This window comes from Tessaracoccus rhinocerotis, from assembly GCF_007197885.1.
Taxonomy (GTDB): Bacteria; Actinomycetota; Actinomycetes; order Propionibacteriales; family Propionibacteriaceae; genus Arachnia; species Arachnia rhinocerotis.
Window position 1 is genome coordinate 406007 of the sequence record NZ_VKKG01000001.1, and the last position, 14956, is coordinate 420962.

12 protein-coding genes are annotated in these 14956 nt (G+C 69.7%); 1 reads left to right on the forward strand and 11 read right to left on the reverse strand.

Annotation, left to right across the window (positions count from 1 at the left end; translation table 11 throughout):
• Positions 1 to 34: 34 nt before the first annotated feature.
• The 11 genes from FOJ82_RS01945 to arfA form a co-directional block, all read right to left on the reverse strand.
• Positions 35 to 1345, reverse strand: a complete 1311-nt coding sequence (locus tag FOJ82_RS01945) for a hypothetical protein (protein WP_143936759.1) — start codon at positions 1343 to 1345, stop codon at positions 35 to 37.
• A gap of 1 nt (position 1346) precedes the next feature.
• Entirely contained in the window at positions 1347 to 3848 is a 2502-nt protein-coding gene (locus FOJ82_RS01950) for a glycoside hydrolase family 65 protein (RefSeq protein ID WP_143936760.1), read from the reverse strand.
• Positions 3848 to 4564 carry an HAD family hydrolase gene (locus FOJ82_RS01955; RefSeq protein WP_143936761.1) on the reverse strand — a complete coding sequence of 239 codons (717 nt, stop codon included), beginning with the start codon at positions 4562 to 4564 and terminating at the stop codon, positions 3848 to 3850. The genes FOJ82_RS01950 and FOJ82_RS01955 overlap by 1 nt, the downstream gene beginning before the upstream one ends.
• 65 nt (positions 4565 to 4629) lie before the next feature.
• The gene (locus FOJ82_RS01960) at positions 4630 to 5841 is read right to left on the reverse strand and encodes an MFS transporter (RefSeq protein WP_246099703.1); all 1212 of its coding nucleotides are present in this window, start codon (positions 5839 to 5841) and stop codon (positions 4630 to 4632) included.
• A 104-nt stretch (positions 5842 to 5945) separates the two neighbouring features.
• On the reverse strand, positions 5946 to 7082 hold the full coding sequence (locus FOJ82_RS01965; RefSeq protein WP_143936762.1) for an ROK family transcriptional regulator: 1137 nt from the start codon (positions 7080 to 7082) through the stop codon (positions 5946 to 5948).
• A gap of 88 nt (positions 7083 to 7170) precedes the next feature.
• Positions 7171 to 7992, reverse strand: a complete 822-nt coding sequence (locus FOJ82_RS01970; protein WP_143936763.1) for an Fpg/Nei family DNA glycosylase — start codon at positions 7990 to 7992, stop codon at positions 7171 to 7173.
• A gap of 41 nt (positions 7993 to 8033) precedes the next feature.
• Positions 8034 to 9095 carry a glycoside hydrolase family 43 protein gene (locus FOJ82_RS01975; protein WP_221932994.1) on the reverse strand — a complete coding sequence of 354 codons (1062 nt, stop codon included), beginning with the start codon at positions 9093 to 9095 and terminating at the stop codon, positions 8034 to 8036.
• A 5-nt stretch (positions 9096 to 9100) separates the two neighbouring features.
• Entirely contained in the window at positions 9101 to 9931 is an 831-nt protein-coding gene (locus FOJ82_RS01980; RefSeq protein ID WP_143936765.1) for a carbohydrate ABC transporter permease, read from the reverse strand.
• Positions 9928 to 10950, reverse strand: coding sequence for a carbohydrate ABC transporter permease (locus FOJ82_RS01985; protein ID WP_143936766.1), 1023 nt, complete (start codon positions 10948 to 10950; stop codon positions 9928 to 9930). The genes FOJ82_RS01980 and FOJ82_RS01985 overlap by 4 nt, the downstream gene beginning before the upstream one ends.
• Entirely contained in the window at positions 10950 to 12293 is a 1344-nt protein-coding gene (locus FOJ82_RS01990; protein WP_143936767.1) for an ABC transporter substrate-binding protein, read from the reverse strand. The genes FOJ82_RS01985 and FOJ82_RS01990 overlap by 1 nt, the downstream gene beginning before the upstream one ends.
• On the reverse strand, positions 12286 to 13800 hold the full coding sequence (arfA, locus tag FOJ82_RS01995) for an arabinosylfuranosidase ArfA (RefSeq protein ID WP_143936768.1): 1515 nt from the start codon (positions 13798 to 13800) through the stop codon (positions 12286 to 12288). Before arfA ends, FOJ82_RS01990 begins: the two co-directional genes overlap by 8 nt.
• 152 nt (positions 13801 to 13952) lie before the next feature.
• Between arfA and FOJ82_RS02000 the strand changes: the two genes are divergently transcribed.
• On the forward strand, positions 13953 to 14954 hold the full coding sequence (locus FOJ82_RS02000; protein ID WP_143936769.1) for a LacI family DNA-binding transcriptional regulator: 1002 nt from the start codon (positions 13953 to 13955) through the stop codon (positions 14952 to 14954).
• Positions 14955 to 14956: the final 2 nt, after the last annotated feature.

The following is a 14956-nucleotide window of genomic DNA, read 5'->3' on the forward strand; positions in this document are numbered from 1 at the left end:
GCACGGCTCCGGGCCCGGAGCGTCCTGGCCGGGATCAGGCCTCGAACAGCCAGGTGTCGGCGAGCAGCAGCCACGCCACCTCCTGCGGATCCGGGTCCACCGAGTGGATCGCCAGCAGGCGTGCGAACGTCCGGACAGTGGCTCGGGCCACCTCCAGCTGCCCCTCGGACTGCTCGTGGACGGCCAGCCACAGGCAGGCCAGCGCCACCCCCCTGGCCCCGTGCACCGGCGGGACGGAGGTGGTCAGTCCGTAGTCCACCCACTCGAGCACGCGGTGGCGCAGCGTCTCGTAGTCGCCCGTGAGCACGGCCCACCAGTCCATCGCGGGCCGACCGCGGGCGGCCTCGGGCCCGACGGTGACCCTGACCCCCTGCGCCATCAGGATGGGGGCGAGCTCAGAGCCCGGGTCCGCGGCCAGCAGCGCGTCCGCGGCCGCAGCGGCCTCGCCCCCCACCGGCAGCTCGGTGGTCGCCGCGGCCCGCAGCCCGGCGAGGACACCCCACAGCGTTGGCGCCTCGAAGGACTCCCCCAGCAGCATGTCGAGCTCGTCCAGTGCGGCGCGGTCCTCGACCCGGCGCGCCGAGCCGGCCACGTGCAACCAGGCGGCGAGGTCGTCGCTGCGCGCCGCGCCGACCGCCTCGGCCGCGATCTCCGACGGCTGCAGGTGCCAGCCGACGTCGAAGCTCGTGGTGCCGCGGGCATCGGACAGCCGAACCGGGTGCACCCCCACGGGGCCGGTGAGCGTCGTCGAGTCGCCGTCGGAGGACTCGCGCAGCCCGACGGTGGACACGGCCGCGTCGGGAGCGAGGATGTCGACGTCGTCCCCCTCCGTGACGAAACAGCGCTCGGGCAGCCAGCCCGGCTCCTGCGGGAGCCCATCCAGTACCTCGAGGCGCCAGCCGGACCCGAGGGACTGGCCGGCCCGGACCCAGCCGCCGTCGCCGAAGATGGCGATCCCGTCCGCGGCCGTCCCGCCCGGGGGCGGCCCGCAGTTGCCGCGCCACTGCCGGAAGAGCCCCACCCCCGACGGCGTGGGCAGCACCACGCGTCCGGTGGCACCCCCCAGCCAAGCCAGCTGCGGCGCCGCGGAGTGGAGCACGAGCACGGGCGAGTCCGTGACGAGCAGGTCCTCCTCGGAGGTGTTGTCGATCTCGACGTCGATCCCGAAGCGTGGTTCGGGCCTTACCCGGACCCGCATCACCAGGTGCCCCTGGCCGAAGACCAGCACGTCCTCCTCCGGGCCCGGGGCCCGGGACCAGCCGTCGGGCAGCGCGAGCTCCAGCCACTCCAGGGGCGCGGGCAGGTCCTCGACGCGGAACCCTGCCGGGGTCTGAATGACGTCCACTTCAGTCGATGACGCCGGAGATGCGCTGGTCGTGGGACTCCGGAACGTTGGCGGTGATGACCGAACCGTCGGCGCGGCGGCCGCCCGTGACCGGGTGCTTCGCGTCCAGCGACGGCAGGTCCTCGCCCTGGTGGTCCAGGCGCACCACGACGGGGTCGGGTCCGCTCACGACGACGTCGGCCCCCCGCACCGCGAGCTCCACCGGGCCACCCCTCTCGAGCGTGAACGAGATCTGCTCACGCTCCAGGTGGACCCGGATGCGGGAACCGCGGATCTGGAGCGGGAACCGCATGCTGGGCCAGTCGCGGGGCAGTCGGGGGTCGAAGGTGATCCGTCCCTCGTAGTCGCGCAGGCCGCCGAAGCCGTAGACGAGGGCGTTCCACACGCCGCCGGCGGAGGCGACGTGGACGCCGTCGCGCGCATTCTGGTGCAGGTCCGCCAGATCCACGAACAGGCCGCTCAGGAAGTACTCCATGGCCATCTCCTGGTAGCCGACCTCCGAGGCGATCACCGACTGCACCACCCCGGACAACGACGAGTCGCCGGTGGTGATCGGGTCGTAGTACTCGAAGTCGGCGCGCTTCTCCGCCAGGGTGAAGTGGTCGCCCTGCAGGAACAGGGCGAGCACGACGTCGGCCTGTTTCAGCACCTGGAAACGGTAGATCACCAGGGGGTGGTAGTTGAGCAGCAGCGGGTACTTGTCGAGGGGCGTGTTGGCCACGTCCCACAGCTCGCTGCTGAGGAACTTCTCGTCCTGCGGGTGGATGCCGAGGGTCTCGTCGAAGAGCACCACCATCGCGTCGGCGCACCGCTCCCACTCGGCGACCTCGTCCGGTCGGAGTCCCAGGTGGTCGTTGACCCGGCGGTACGCCACCGGGTAGTCACGCTCCAGCTCTTTCATCAGGGACACGGCGGCGCGCAGGTTACCGCGGGCCATGACGTTGGTGTACATGTTGTTGTTCACGACGGCGGTGTACTCGTCGGGGCCGGTGACGCCGTGGATGTGGAACGTCCTGTGGCCGTCCGCCTCTGTCCGCCAGAACCCCAGGTCGGCCCACAGCCGCGCCGTCTCCACCAGGACCGCGGCGCCGTCGCGGTGCATGAACCCGGTGTCGCCCGTGACGTCGTGGTACTTGGAGAAGGCGAACGCCACGTCGGCGTTGATGTGGAACTGGGCGGTGCCGGCGGCGTAGTAAGCCGATGCCTCCTCGCCGTTGATCGTGCGCCACGGGAACAGCGCACCCTCCTGGGACAGCACCCGGGCGCGCTCCCGCGCCTGCGGCAGGATGTTCACGCGGAACCGGAGTGCGTTTCGCGCCATCCCGGGGTTGGTGTAGATCAGGAACGGCACCAGGTAGACCTCTGAGTCCCAGAAGTAGTGGCCCTCGTACCCGGAGCCGGTCACCCCTTTCGCGGGGATGCCCATCTGGTCGCTGCGCGCGGCGGCCTGCGCCAGCTGCAGCAGGCACCAGCGGGTCGCCTGCTGGACCGCGGGCTGGTCCTCGACCTCGACGTCGGTGTTGGACCAGTACTCGTCGAGCCATTCCCGCTGCAGGTTGTAGTAGTACTCGAAGCCGTTGTCCTGCACCCGGTCGAGCGTGCGGCGGCAGCGGTCGAACAGCTCGGTGACGGGGACGCCGCGGGAGGTGTGGTACGCCACGGCCTTGCGGATCTTGACGGGCACGCCCTCGCGGGCCTCCACCCGGAACACCTGCTTGCCGAGGTCGTCCTCGGTGGAGATGAACGACTCGAACTCGTTCTCGGTGTCGATGTAGTTGTCGGCGGCCACACCCAGCGTCATGCAGGAGTTCGTGGTCTCGTACCCCAGCGCCATCCGGCCGCCCTGGTACCAGTTGGCCCTGGGCTGCAGCACGCGCCCGTTGAACCGGGCCGCGCGCCGCGGGTCGAAACCCTCCTCGGAGCCCGGGCGGCGGTAGTCGTCGAAGCCGTCCTGCCGGTTCACGATCTGGGAGCTGATGATCACGGGGGCGTCGCCGCTGACCATCGTCACCTCCAGCTCGAACAACGCCAGGTGACGGTCGGTGAGGCTGGTCATCCGCTTCGACACGACCCGCACGTACTTGCCTGCCGGGGTGCGCCAGACCAGTTCCCGCTCGAGGCGGCCCGTGCGGAAATCCAGTGCCCGCTCGTAGCTGTCCAGGTCGGCCACGGACAGGGTCAGCGGCTCGTCGTCGACGTAGAGCTTGATGAGCTTGCTGTCGGGTACGTGGACGATCGTCTGGCCGGTGTGGGCGAACCCGAACGCCTCCTCGGCATGCTTGATCTGCCACGTCTCGTGGAAGCCGTTGATGTAGGTGCCGTGTGCGTACGAGGTGCGCCCCTCCTCGGGGTTGCCGCGCATCCCGAGATAACCGTTGCCCACGGAGAACAGCGTCTCGGTGGTGCCGACGTCGAGGGCCGAGGGCTCGCTCTCCACGAGGCGCCACGGCTCGACGGGGAACCGCGAGCGGTTCAACGGGTCCGAGGACACGACCCGGCGCATCACAGCCCCACCAACTCCTGCAGGTCCGCCACGACGACGTGCGCGCCGGCGGCCACCAGCGCATCGCGCCCGACACCCCTGTCGACGCCGACGATCAGCCCGAAGTCGCCCGCGGCGGCGGCCATGACCCCGGAGAGTGCGTCCTCGAACACCACCGACTCCGCGGGGGTGGCCCCGAGTTCCGCGGCACCGTGCACGAACGTGGCGGGCGCCGGCTTGCCGGGCAGACCGAGCTGGCGCGCGACATTGCCGTCGACCACCACGGGGAACAGGTCGGCGAGCCCCGCGGCCTTCAGCACGGCGGGGGCGTTCTTCGAGGAGGACACCACGCCCATGCGCGCCCGCCTGCCCGCGAGTTCACGGATGAACGCCACGGTGCCGGGGTACGGCTCGACACCGTCGCGGTCGATGATCGTGTTGAAGGTCGCGTTCTTGCGGTTCCCCAGCCCGCGCACCGTCAGCGCGGTGGGTGGATCCTCGCGGTACCCCTCCGGGAGGGCGATCCCGCGGGAGGTCAGGAAGTCGCGCACGCCGTCGTAGCGGGGCTTGCCGTCGACGAATCGGTAGTAGTCCTCGTCGGTGTAGGGCAGTTGCCCCTCGACGGTGCCGAGGAAGGCGTTGAACATCTCCGACCACGCGCGCATGTGCACCTCCGCGGTCGGCGTGATCACGCCGTCGAGGTCGAACAGGTATGCCGAGTACGAACCCAGGTCCATGATTGCCACCCTAGCGACCGATGCGCGGCACCCAAGGGAGGTTCGGGGCCCGCCGCGAGTTTGGCTCAGCCGTCCGCCGGGTTCCCCCGCCGCTCCAGGGCCCTGCTGACGAGCGCCACCAGGAGTCCGAGGACTGCCAGCCCCACCCCCACCCAGGCCGGTGCCAGGTATCCGAACTGGGCGGCGATCACGGCGCCACCCAGCGCCGCGCCGAGGGCGTTGCCGACGTTGAGGGCGGCGTGGTTCAGCGCTGCGGCCAGGGTCTGGGCGCGACCGGCGACATCCATCAGTCGGGTCTGGATGGAAGGCACGAGCGCCGAGGTGACGGCCCCGAAGCCGAACAGGCACGCGAACAGCAGGAAGGGCTGCTCGGCGACCGCCCACAGCAGCACCAGCCAGGCTGCGATCACGGGCAGCAGGACGGTGATGGCGCGCAGGGCCCCCGAGTCGGCGAGCCGACCACCGACGAGGTTCCCCACCGTCATTCCGGATCCGATGCACACCAGTGCCAGCGACACCCAGCCCTGCCCGAGACCCGCCACCTCCGTGACCATCGGGGCGACGTAGGAGTAGACGGCGAAGAACCCGCCCAGACCGACGGACCCGACGGCGAGCGCGAGCCAGACCTGGGGTTGGCGGAAGGCGCTCAGTTCGGCCCGGATCGTGGCCCTGGGGTTGCCCGGTTGCCGCGGCACGGTGAGCGCGATTGCAGCGGTGGCGAGGGCGAAGACGGCCGCGACGATGTAGTAGGAGGCGCGCCAGCCGAACTGTTGTCCCACCACCGTGATGGCGGGCACGCCGACGACGTTGGCGATGGTCAGGCCGGACATCACGAGAGCGACACCCTGGCCGCGCTTGCCGGGACCCATCAGGTCGGCGGCGATCAGGGAGGCGATCCCGAAGTACGCCCCGTGCGGGAGTCCGGCGAGGAACCGCGCGATCACCACGAGTTCGAACGTGGGTGCCATCGCGGACAGGATCGACCCGACGGTGAACGCCACCGCGAACGCGATCACGAGGCTGCGGCGCGGCAGTTTCGCGGTGGCTGCGGCGATGGTGGCGGCGCCCAGGACCACCCCCAGCGCGTAGGCGGTGATCACGACGCCGGCCCGCGCGATGGCGTCCTCCGGTGAGGTCGCCCACAGCTGCGGCAACAGGTCCTGGGCGATCTGCGGCAGGACGCCCATGGCGACGAACTCCGTCGCGCCCACACCGAAACCGCCGAGCGCGAGCGCGCCGAGGGCCAGTCTCGTCCGGGAACGGTCCGGTTCGCTCACTCAGGCTCCCTGTTGTCCGTCGGCCCTCGTGGGCCCGGGCAACCCTAGCGCAGCGGCGCCACGCGGGAGTTCACGAAACCCCGCCACTCGCTTTGGTCGAATCGTTACCTGAGCCGCTGCATGAGCACCTCGCGGGCCTCCTCGACCGCGTGCAGCACCGCCCCTCGCACCGGGCCCTCCAGCGCGAGCGCCGCCAGTTCGACGCGCGGGTGCACGGGGGCGATGCGCGAGACGGCGTCGGCCACCGCCGCCGGCAGCAGCGGCCCCGCGGCAAAGACCGTCTCCCCGGTCAGGACGAACAGCGAGGGGTCCTGGATGGTTCCGATAGCGGCCACGCCCAGCCCGATGCGACGGCCCAGCTCCGCCACGAACGCGAGGCTCGCGGCCACGGCGTCGGGATCGGCCATCGAGAGGCCGTGCTCCTTGGCCAACTCCTGGACGGCGGATGCGCCGACGACGCGCTGGAAGGAACCTTGCTCGAGATTGTCCACGCGGTCGGGCAGCGGCACCCCGGGCACCGGCAGGTAGCCGATCTCACCGGCCGCACCGCTGCTGCCCACCCGCACCACGCCGTCGATGACGCTCGCCATCCCGATGCCTCGCCCGACCCAAAGGAGCACGAAGTCGTGCTCCCCCGCAGCCACCCCCGCGCGGCGTTCTGCGAGCGCGGCGAGGTGGACGTCGTTGCCGAGGGAGACGGGCACGCCGAGGGCCTTGGTGAGGTCCCCGCGCAGGTCGGTGTCGGTGGCGAGGTCGTGGGCGAAGGCCAGGTTGCCGGTGGCCGGGTCGATGACCCCGGGGGTGGCGACAGTGACCTCCAGCAGGGGCCCCACCTCCTCACCGGCCTCCGCAAGGACTGCGCGGACGGCCGCCGCGCAGGCCGCGGCCGGGGCGTCGTCGAGCGGGAACACGACGACAGCGCGCACCTCACCGGTGAGGTCGGCCAGCTCGGCTCGAACCTCGCTGGCGTACAGGGCCACCCCGACGGCGCATCCCACCCCGGGGGCCAGCACGTAGAGCTCGGCCGCCGGGCCGCGTGCGCCGGGGCGCCTGCCGCCGCTGCTGATGAGGCCCAGCGCCTCGAGCCGCGCGAGTGCCTGGGAGCTGGTCACTCGCGAGAGGCCGGTGTGCGCGGCCAGTTCGGACCGGGTCACTCCTCCGACCAACATGATGTGTTTCAGTGCCGCGGAGTCGTTGAGCTCCCGCAGCAGACTGGGCACGCCCGGCTTGGATCCCGTCACAACACACTCCCGCGTCCAGCAGTTTTGTTTACGGTAGCTCACCGAGCCGGGGCGGCGCTGTGGTCCCAGAACCCCTGGTGCCAGAACGCTACGCCGCGCGGCGGCGGCGCTGGCAGTTGCCGCACCAGTACATGTTGCGACCCTCCAGCATCGCGGTGCGTACCGGCCTGCCGCAGACCAGGCAGGGGTCCCCGGCCCGGCGGTACACGTAGACCTCGCCGCCGTGCCGGTCGACGCGCGGGAGCCTGCCCTGCGCGTCGGGGCCGTGCTCGTCGACGACCGTGTCGATGCGGCCGGCACCGACGGCGGTGTGCATCAGCCCCACGAGGTCGTCGTAGATGACCTGCCACGTGTGGCGGTCGACGTCCTTGCCCGGCGTGTTCGGTGAGAGCCGGTGCCGAAACAGCACCTCCGCCCGGAAGATGTTGCCCACGCCCGCGGCGATCTTCTGGTCCATCAGCAGCGCGGCGATCGACTTGCCCGAGCGCTTCAGGCGCTGGTAGCCCACCTCCGGATCGGAGTCGGCGCGCAGCGGGTCCGGCCCGCTGGCCGCCACGACGGCGTCGCGCTCCGCCCGCGTGATGGCCCGGCACCACTGGGGGCCGTGCAGGTGGGCCGTCGTCCGGCCGTCGGTGATGCGCAGGCGGACCTGCCCCTTCGACGGCTCGCCCGGCCCGATGAACAGCTTGCCGATCAGGCCCAGGTGGATGTGGACCAGCGCCGGCTCGGGCACGTCGAAGGAGATGAACAGGTGCTTTCCGACCGCCTCGGCCCCGGTCAGGACCGATCCGTCCAGGCGCTCCGCCTCGAAGGCGAACCGGCCCTGCGGCGAGGTCACCTGCACGGGGTCACCACCGAAGGACTCCGTTAGGGCGGATGCGAGGCGGTGGATGACGTGACCTTCGGGCATGCCCGGATCCTAGCGCTGCGCAACGCCCGCCACGGGGCGGCTCAGGGGTGCAGCGGGTTCTCAAGCATCGGCTCCTGGACCGTGACCGAGTCCCCGTCGAACTCGACGGCGGAAAGCCACATCTGCCGACCGATCGCGTCGTTCCCGATGAAACCGGGCTCCCAGGCGTGGTAGACCATCCACCACTGCCCGTCCACCTCGATCATGTGGTTGTGCCCCGGTCCCGCGGCCACCTCGTTGGTGACCAGGATCGGCTCGCCCGACTTGGTGAACGGTCCGGTGGGGCTCGGCGCGGTGGCGTGGCCGACGGCGTACCTGTCGGTCCAGTAGCCGTTGCCGGAGTAGAACATGTGGAACGTCCCGTCCACCTCGACGACGACGGCACCCTCGACGATGTCCCCCTCCCAGGGCAGGTCCTGTTGCATCAGGTCGGTGACCTCACCGGTGACCCCGAGACCGTCGTCGGTGAGCTGCTGCACGCGGATCCACGTGTCGACCCCCTTGGCGTTGCCGTCGTTCTTCCAGTACAGCCAGGCCGTGCCGTCGGAGGCGATGAACGGCGACTGGTCGATGGATCCGCCCTCGTCCAGCTCGCAGACCAGCGGTTCCGTGCTCGAGTCCGTGTAGGGGCCGGCGAGGGTGTCGGAGACGGCGACGGAGATGCACTGCCACTCCGGGTCCGGGGAACGGGTGGTGTAGTAGAGGCGGTAGGTGCCGTCGCTCCAGCGGACGATCTCGGGCGCCCAGACCTTGCCCGGGAAGGACCACGATGCGAGCGTCGGCAGCGCGTCGTCGCCCTCGCTCCAGTTGACCATGTCGTCGCTGTGCAGCGTCTGGACGTTGTAGCCGTTGCCGTTGGTGGCGATGGCCAGGTAGCCCCCGGCCTCGTCGGCGATGATCTGCGGGTCCGGGAAGTTGTAGGGGTACACGGGGTTGGAGAACCCGTCCCCCTCCGCCGGCGCGGAGGCGGGGGCGGAGGGGGTCTGCTCGTTCGGTGCCGTCACTGTCGGTGTCTCCTCGGGCGTGGATTCCTGCGTGGCGCCGCAGCCGGAGACCAGGAGGCCGGCCAGCAGCAGCGCGGTGGGGGTGGTGCGTGCCCGCATGCGGCTCATCCCTTCAGGCCGGAGCTGGCGACCCCGGCGATGATGTAGCGCTGGACGAACGCGTAGATGAACAGCACCGGGATGGCTGCCACCATGGCTCCGGCCATCACCACGGGGTAGTCGATCGTGTAGGCGCCCTGCAGTCTGCTGAGCCCCACCGGCAGTGTCAGGTTCGAGTCACTGAACAAGACGTAGATCGGCCAGATGAAGTCGTTCCAGTTGGCCAGGAAACTGATGATGAACAGCGTCACCAGCGCCGCCCTGGTGTTGGGGAGCACCACCGAGACGAACGTGCGAAGCGGACCCGCACCGTCGATGCGGGCACTCTCCTCGAACTCGATGGGCAGCTTCAGGAAGAACTGGCGCATGAAGAACACGCCGAACGCCCCGGCCGCGCCCGGCACGACGATCGCCGCGAGGCTGTCGAGCCAGGCCAGCCGGTTGAGCATCTCGAAGTTCGGGATCAGGAACACGAACCCTGGCACCAGCATGGTGGAGATGATGATGGCGAACACCACGTTCTTGCCCCGGAACTGCATCCGGGCCAGGGCGTACCCGGCGAGCGAACAGACCGTCACCACCAGGATCGCGTGCATGGTGGCGGCGGCCAGCGAGTTGAGGAACCAGCGCAGTACGGGCGACGCGTCGTCGATGAAGAACAGCTGCTCGTAGGCGCGCAGCGTCCAGGTCTCGGGGACGATCGTGGGGGGCACGGACTGGGCCTCGATCATCGGCTTGAGCGAGGTCAGGAGGACGAACAGGATCGGCCCGATGAACAGCAGCGACAGCGCCACCATCAGGATCCAGAAGAACGGGTTGCGAGTAGCCCTGCTCATCGGACCGTCCCTTCGGAGTTCCTGCTGGCACGACGGCGCAGCTTCTCCTCACGCGCGAGGTCCTTGTCCCGCATCAGCCAGAAGTTGACCACGGAGACCACGGCCAGGAAGAGGGCGAGGATGTAGCTCATCGCCGCGGCCTCGCCGGGCCGGTTCTGCGAGAAGCCGGTTGCGGTGATCACCATGATCGCCGTGCGGGTGCTCTCGGTGGGCCCGCCGTCGGTGATCAGGTAGGACTGGCCGAACATGTTCGCGCTCGCCAGCGTCGTGGTGATGATGATGAAGATCAGCACCGGCCGCAGGCCCGGCAGTGTGACGTACCAGAACTTCTGCCAGGCCGAGGCCCCGTCGAGGGAGGCGGCCTCGTACTGTTCCTGGGGGATGTCGCCGAGGCCCGCGAGGTAGATGATGGCGTTGAAACCGAGGGTCCACCACACCGTCACACCGACCAGCGCGATCCATGCCCACGGCTGTGTGGTGGTCCACTGGATGTCGGTGCCGAGCAGGTGGTTGACCAGCCCGAAGTTGCCGTTGAGGAGGTATTGCCACATCAGGCCGATGACGGCCACGCCCAGCACGTACGGGGCGAAGAACACCGCCCTGAAGAACGTCCGTCCGGGGAAGTTGCGGTGCAGCAGCAGCGCGAGCCCGAGCGGCGCCACGATCAGCAGCGGGACGCTCCACAGGGTGAAGGTGCCGGTGGCGAGCATGCCGTTCCAGAACGGCTCGAACTGCAGCGACGCCGGGTCGAACAGTTGGGAGTAGTTCCCCAGCCCCACCCACGGCTTGGCGGGCATGACGAAGTCCCAGGCGTGCAGGCTCATCCAGATGCCGTAGAAGGCCGGGATGACGATGAACATGGTGAACAGGACGAGGTAGGGCGCGAGGAACGCGAGCGGCGTCCAGGCCGAGCCCCGGATGCCGCGCCCCGGGCGGCGGGGGCCGCTGGGCCCCCGCCCCGGCACGGCAGCCGGCTCCGCTCCCCCACCCCCCGTGACCTGGGTGGCGGTGGTCGTCATCAGCCGTACCGCTTGGCGTTGTCCTCGAGGATCTTGTTGGCACGCTCCACCGACTGGTCGAGGGTGGCGGCGACGTCCTTGCCCGCGAGGGTGATCTCGTTGAGCGCCTTGTCCCACTCCACCATCGCGTCCCCGATGCCGGGGACGGCCGGCAGGAAGTGGAGGTCGTCGATCTGGCCCGCGAGCTCGGCCTGGTCGGTGAGCTCCTGGAACTCGGCGGACTCTCGCACGGAGTTGCGGGCGGGCACCTGGCCGCCCTTGGCCCACTCGAGGGACTGCTCGGAGATCCAGTTCAGGAACACCCGCGAGGCCTGGTCCTTGTCCTCGTCGGGGCTCGGCCGCACCGGCAGCACGAACTGGTGGGAGCCCGCCCACGCAGCGGGGGTACCGCCGATGTTGGGCAGCCGCTTGACGCCCCACTCCAGGTCGGTCTTCTCCTTGAGGGTGTTGATGGACCAGATGCCGTTCCAGTTGAACGCCGTCTGGCCGTTCTGCAGCGCGATGAAGTCGGCGTCCTGTGCCACCTCCTGCGGCGAGTGCCCGTCCTTGGCGAGGTTCTGCCACCAGGTGAACGCCTCGACGCCCGGGGCCTCGGCCCAGACGGCCTCGGTGGCGTCGGCGTTGAACAGGTCCCCACCGAACTGCCACAGCAGCGACTGCATGGTGAGGCCGCCGGTGAACGGGAACGGCGAGGTCCAGTGGCCCTGGATGCCGGCGCTCTTCAGCTTGTCCAACGCGTCCATGTAGGAGTCGAGGTCCATGGGCGGGTTCTCCGGGTCCAGCCCGGCCTGTTCCATGACCGTCTTGTTGTAGAAGAAGCCGAGCGGGTGGACGTCCAGCGGGATCGAGTAGCGGACGTCCTGGTAGAGACCCGCCTCCCAGGGGACGGGCGCGAAGTCGTCCGCGGTGAGTTCGAGGGCCGAGGCGACGTCGTCCAGCGGCTGGATGATCTCGCGGGCGGCGTTGGTCGCCACGGAGTCGACGTGCATGACGCCGATGTCGGGACCACGCCCGGCCTGCACCGCGGTGGGGAGGGTGTCGTAGTAGTCGGCCCACTGCAGGGTCCGCACGGACACGGCGATGTTGGCGTTCTCCTCATTGAACTGGTCCACGAGGGTCTTCATGAACGCACCGTCACCGCCGGTGAAGCCGTTCCAGAACTGGAGCTCGACGTTCGGGCCGTCGTAGCCGGCCGAGCCACCGTCGCCGGTGGAGGTGGTCTGCGGAGCGCTGGTGTCCACGGGGTCCTGCTGCATGCTCTGACCCCCGCAGGCCGTGAGGCCGGCGGCGGTACCGACTGCAAGTGAACTGCCGAGGAATCCGCGGCGAGAGATGTTACGCATCTTGCTTCCCTTCGGTGAGTCGGACGCAGTGCCAGGAGACTGCCGGCGCTGCGATGGTGAGGATCCCGTCCTCGATGCGGGAGGTTCCCGCGTGGGGACGGACGCGGTCGGGGTCATCAGCGGTGTTGACCTCGGACGCGTTGTCGGTGTGGACCTGGAGGTGTTCCACCAGGGCTGGGTCCCCGAGACCGGACAGGTCGACCGCGACCTCGATGTCCTCGTCCAGGGACCGGTTGGCCAGGAGTACCGTGACGGCCCCCGTGGCCGGGTCATGTGTGGCGGTGGCCCAGACCTGCTCCACGGAACCGTGGCGCTCGGTCTCGATCCGCGGCGAGTCCACCGCCAGTTGCAGCACCCTCCCCTTGGCGTGGCGCGCGGTCAGCGCGAACGGGTGGAAGATGGTCTGCCGCCATGCCCGCCCGCCGGGTTCGGTCATGATGGGCCCGATCACGTTCGCGAGTTGGGCCTGGCAGGCAACTGCCACCCGGTCTGTGTGGCGCAGCAGCGTGATGAGCAGGGAGCCGACGACGACGGCGTCGAGCGTGGAGTAGACGTCCTCGATGATGCGCGGCGCCTCCTGGATCGGCAGCGATGTCTCCCCGCCGAACCTGGACTGGTACCAGACGTTCCACTCGTCGAAGCTGACACCGATGCGCTTGTCCGAGCCCTTCACCGCGGCGACGTGGTCGGCCGTCGCCACCACCTCTCGGATGAAGCGGTCCATGTCCTCGGCGCAGGCCAGGAACGAGGTGAGGTCCCCGTCGACGGGCTCGTAGTAGGCGTGGGCGGAGATGTGGTCGACCTTGTCGAACGACGCCTCCAGCGTGACCCGCTCCCAGGTGCCGAAGGTCTCGATCTGCCGGTTGGAGGAACCGCAGGCCACCAGCTCCAGCCCGGGGTCGAGCCTGCGGAAGGCGTTGGCCACCTCCTGAGCCAACCTGGCGTACTCGTGCGGTTCCTTGTGCCCCATCTGCCACGGCCCGTCCATCTCGTTGCCGAGGCACCACAGGCGCACGTCCCACGGCTCGCCGCGGCCGTTCGCGGCCCGACGGCGGGTGAGCTCGAGATCTGCGTCCCCCAGCACGTACTGGAGGTACTCGATCGCCTCCGCGAGCCCCCTCGTTCCGAGGTTGACCGCCAGCATCGGCTCGATGTCCTCGCGTTCACACCAGTCGAGGAACTCGTGCGTGCCGAACTGGTTGGTCTCGATGGAGCGCCATGCCATGTCCAGCCGCCGGGGCCGTTCCTCGGCCGGGCCGACGCCGTCCTCCCAGTTGTAGCCGGAGACGAAGTTCCCGCCGGGGTACCTGGCCACCGTCGCGCCCAGTTCGCGCACCAGCTCGGCCACGTCGCCGCGGAAGCCGTGCTCGTCGGCGGTGGGGTGGTCCGGCTCGAAGATGCCCGTGTACACGCACCTGCCCATGTGCTCGACGAAGGTGCCGAACAACCGGGGGTTGACGTCGCCCACCACGAAGGCCGGGTCGAGACGGATCGAAGCTGATGCCACATTGACTCCTCGGTTCGGGCGGCGACCTTGCCAACCGATTTACAACGGAAGTAAAACTAGCGATGCCCAATCTTTACAACGGTTGACATTCCGTGTCCAGAGGGTTCCCGAAAATCGTCTCGCATCGTTACCGCTTCGATACGATCAGCCGCATGGCTGTGCGACTGCGGGACGTGGCGGAACGAGCGGGAGTGTCCCTGAAGACGGCCTCGAACGTCATCAACAACTACCAACACGTCAAGGCCTCCACGCGCGAGAAGGTGACCCGGGCCATCGCGGAGCTCGGCTACCGTCCCAACCTCTCAGCCCGGCAGCTCAAGTACGGCCGCAGCGGTTTCCTGGCCCTCGCGCTGCCCCACCTCGACTCCCCCTACTTCTCGGAGCTGGCGAGCATGTTCTCCAGCGCCGCGGTGGCCAAGGGGTTCATCCCGCTGCTGGACATCACCAACGCCGACATCGAGGCGGAGCGGCTCGTGCTGTCCGGGGTGCAGTCGCACATGATCGACGCCGTGGTGTTCTCCCCGCTGACGCTGACGGCCGAGGAGATCGCCGCGCGTCAGGACACCGTCCCCATGGTGCTGTTGGGTGAGCGGGCGGTACCGTCGGGCTACAACCACGTCGCGGTCGACTCCGTGTCAGCTGCCCGGGCTGTGACCCAGCACCTCGTCGGCCTGGGCAGGCGACGCATCGCCGCCATCGGGCGCGAGTCCGCGCAGGGCACGGCCTCGGTGCGCCTCGACGGCCACCTCGCCGCGCTAGAGGAGGCCGGGCTGCCCAACGACGAGACGCTGATCGTGGGCGTCCCCAACTACGAGCGTTCTGCCGGCTATGCGGCGATGGAGCAGCTGCTCGCGCTGCCCGAACCTCCCGATGCGGTGTTCTGCTTCAACGACCTGCTGGCCATCGGCGCGATGCGCGCCTGCGCCGACGCGGGGGTGCGGGTACCCGAGGACGTCGCCGTCGCGGGCTTCGACGACATCGCCGAGGGCCGCTACTCGACGCCCCGCCTGACCACCGTGCGCCCGGACATGGAGCAACTCGTCGGCGAGGTGCTGAGGCTGCTCCAGGGCCTGATCGAACGCACGCCCGTCGACGTCGAGGACGTCAACGTCGACTGGTCACTGGAGGTGCGGGAGTCCACCGTCGGCCGGTAGCG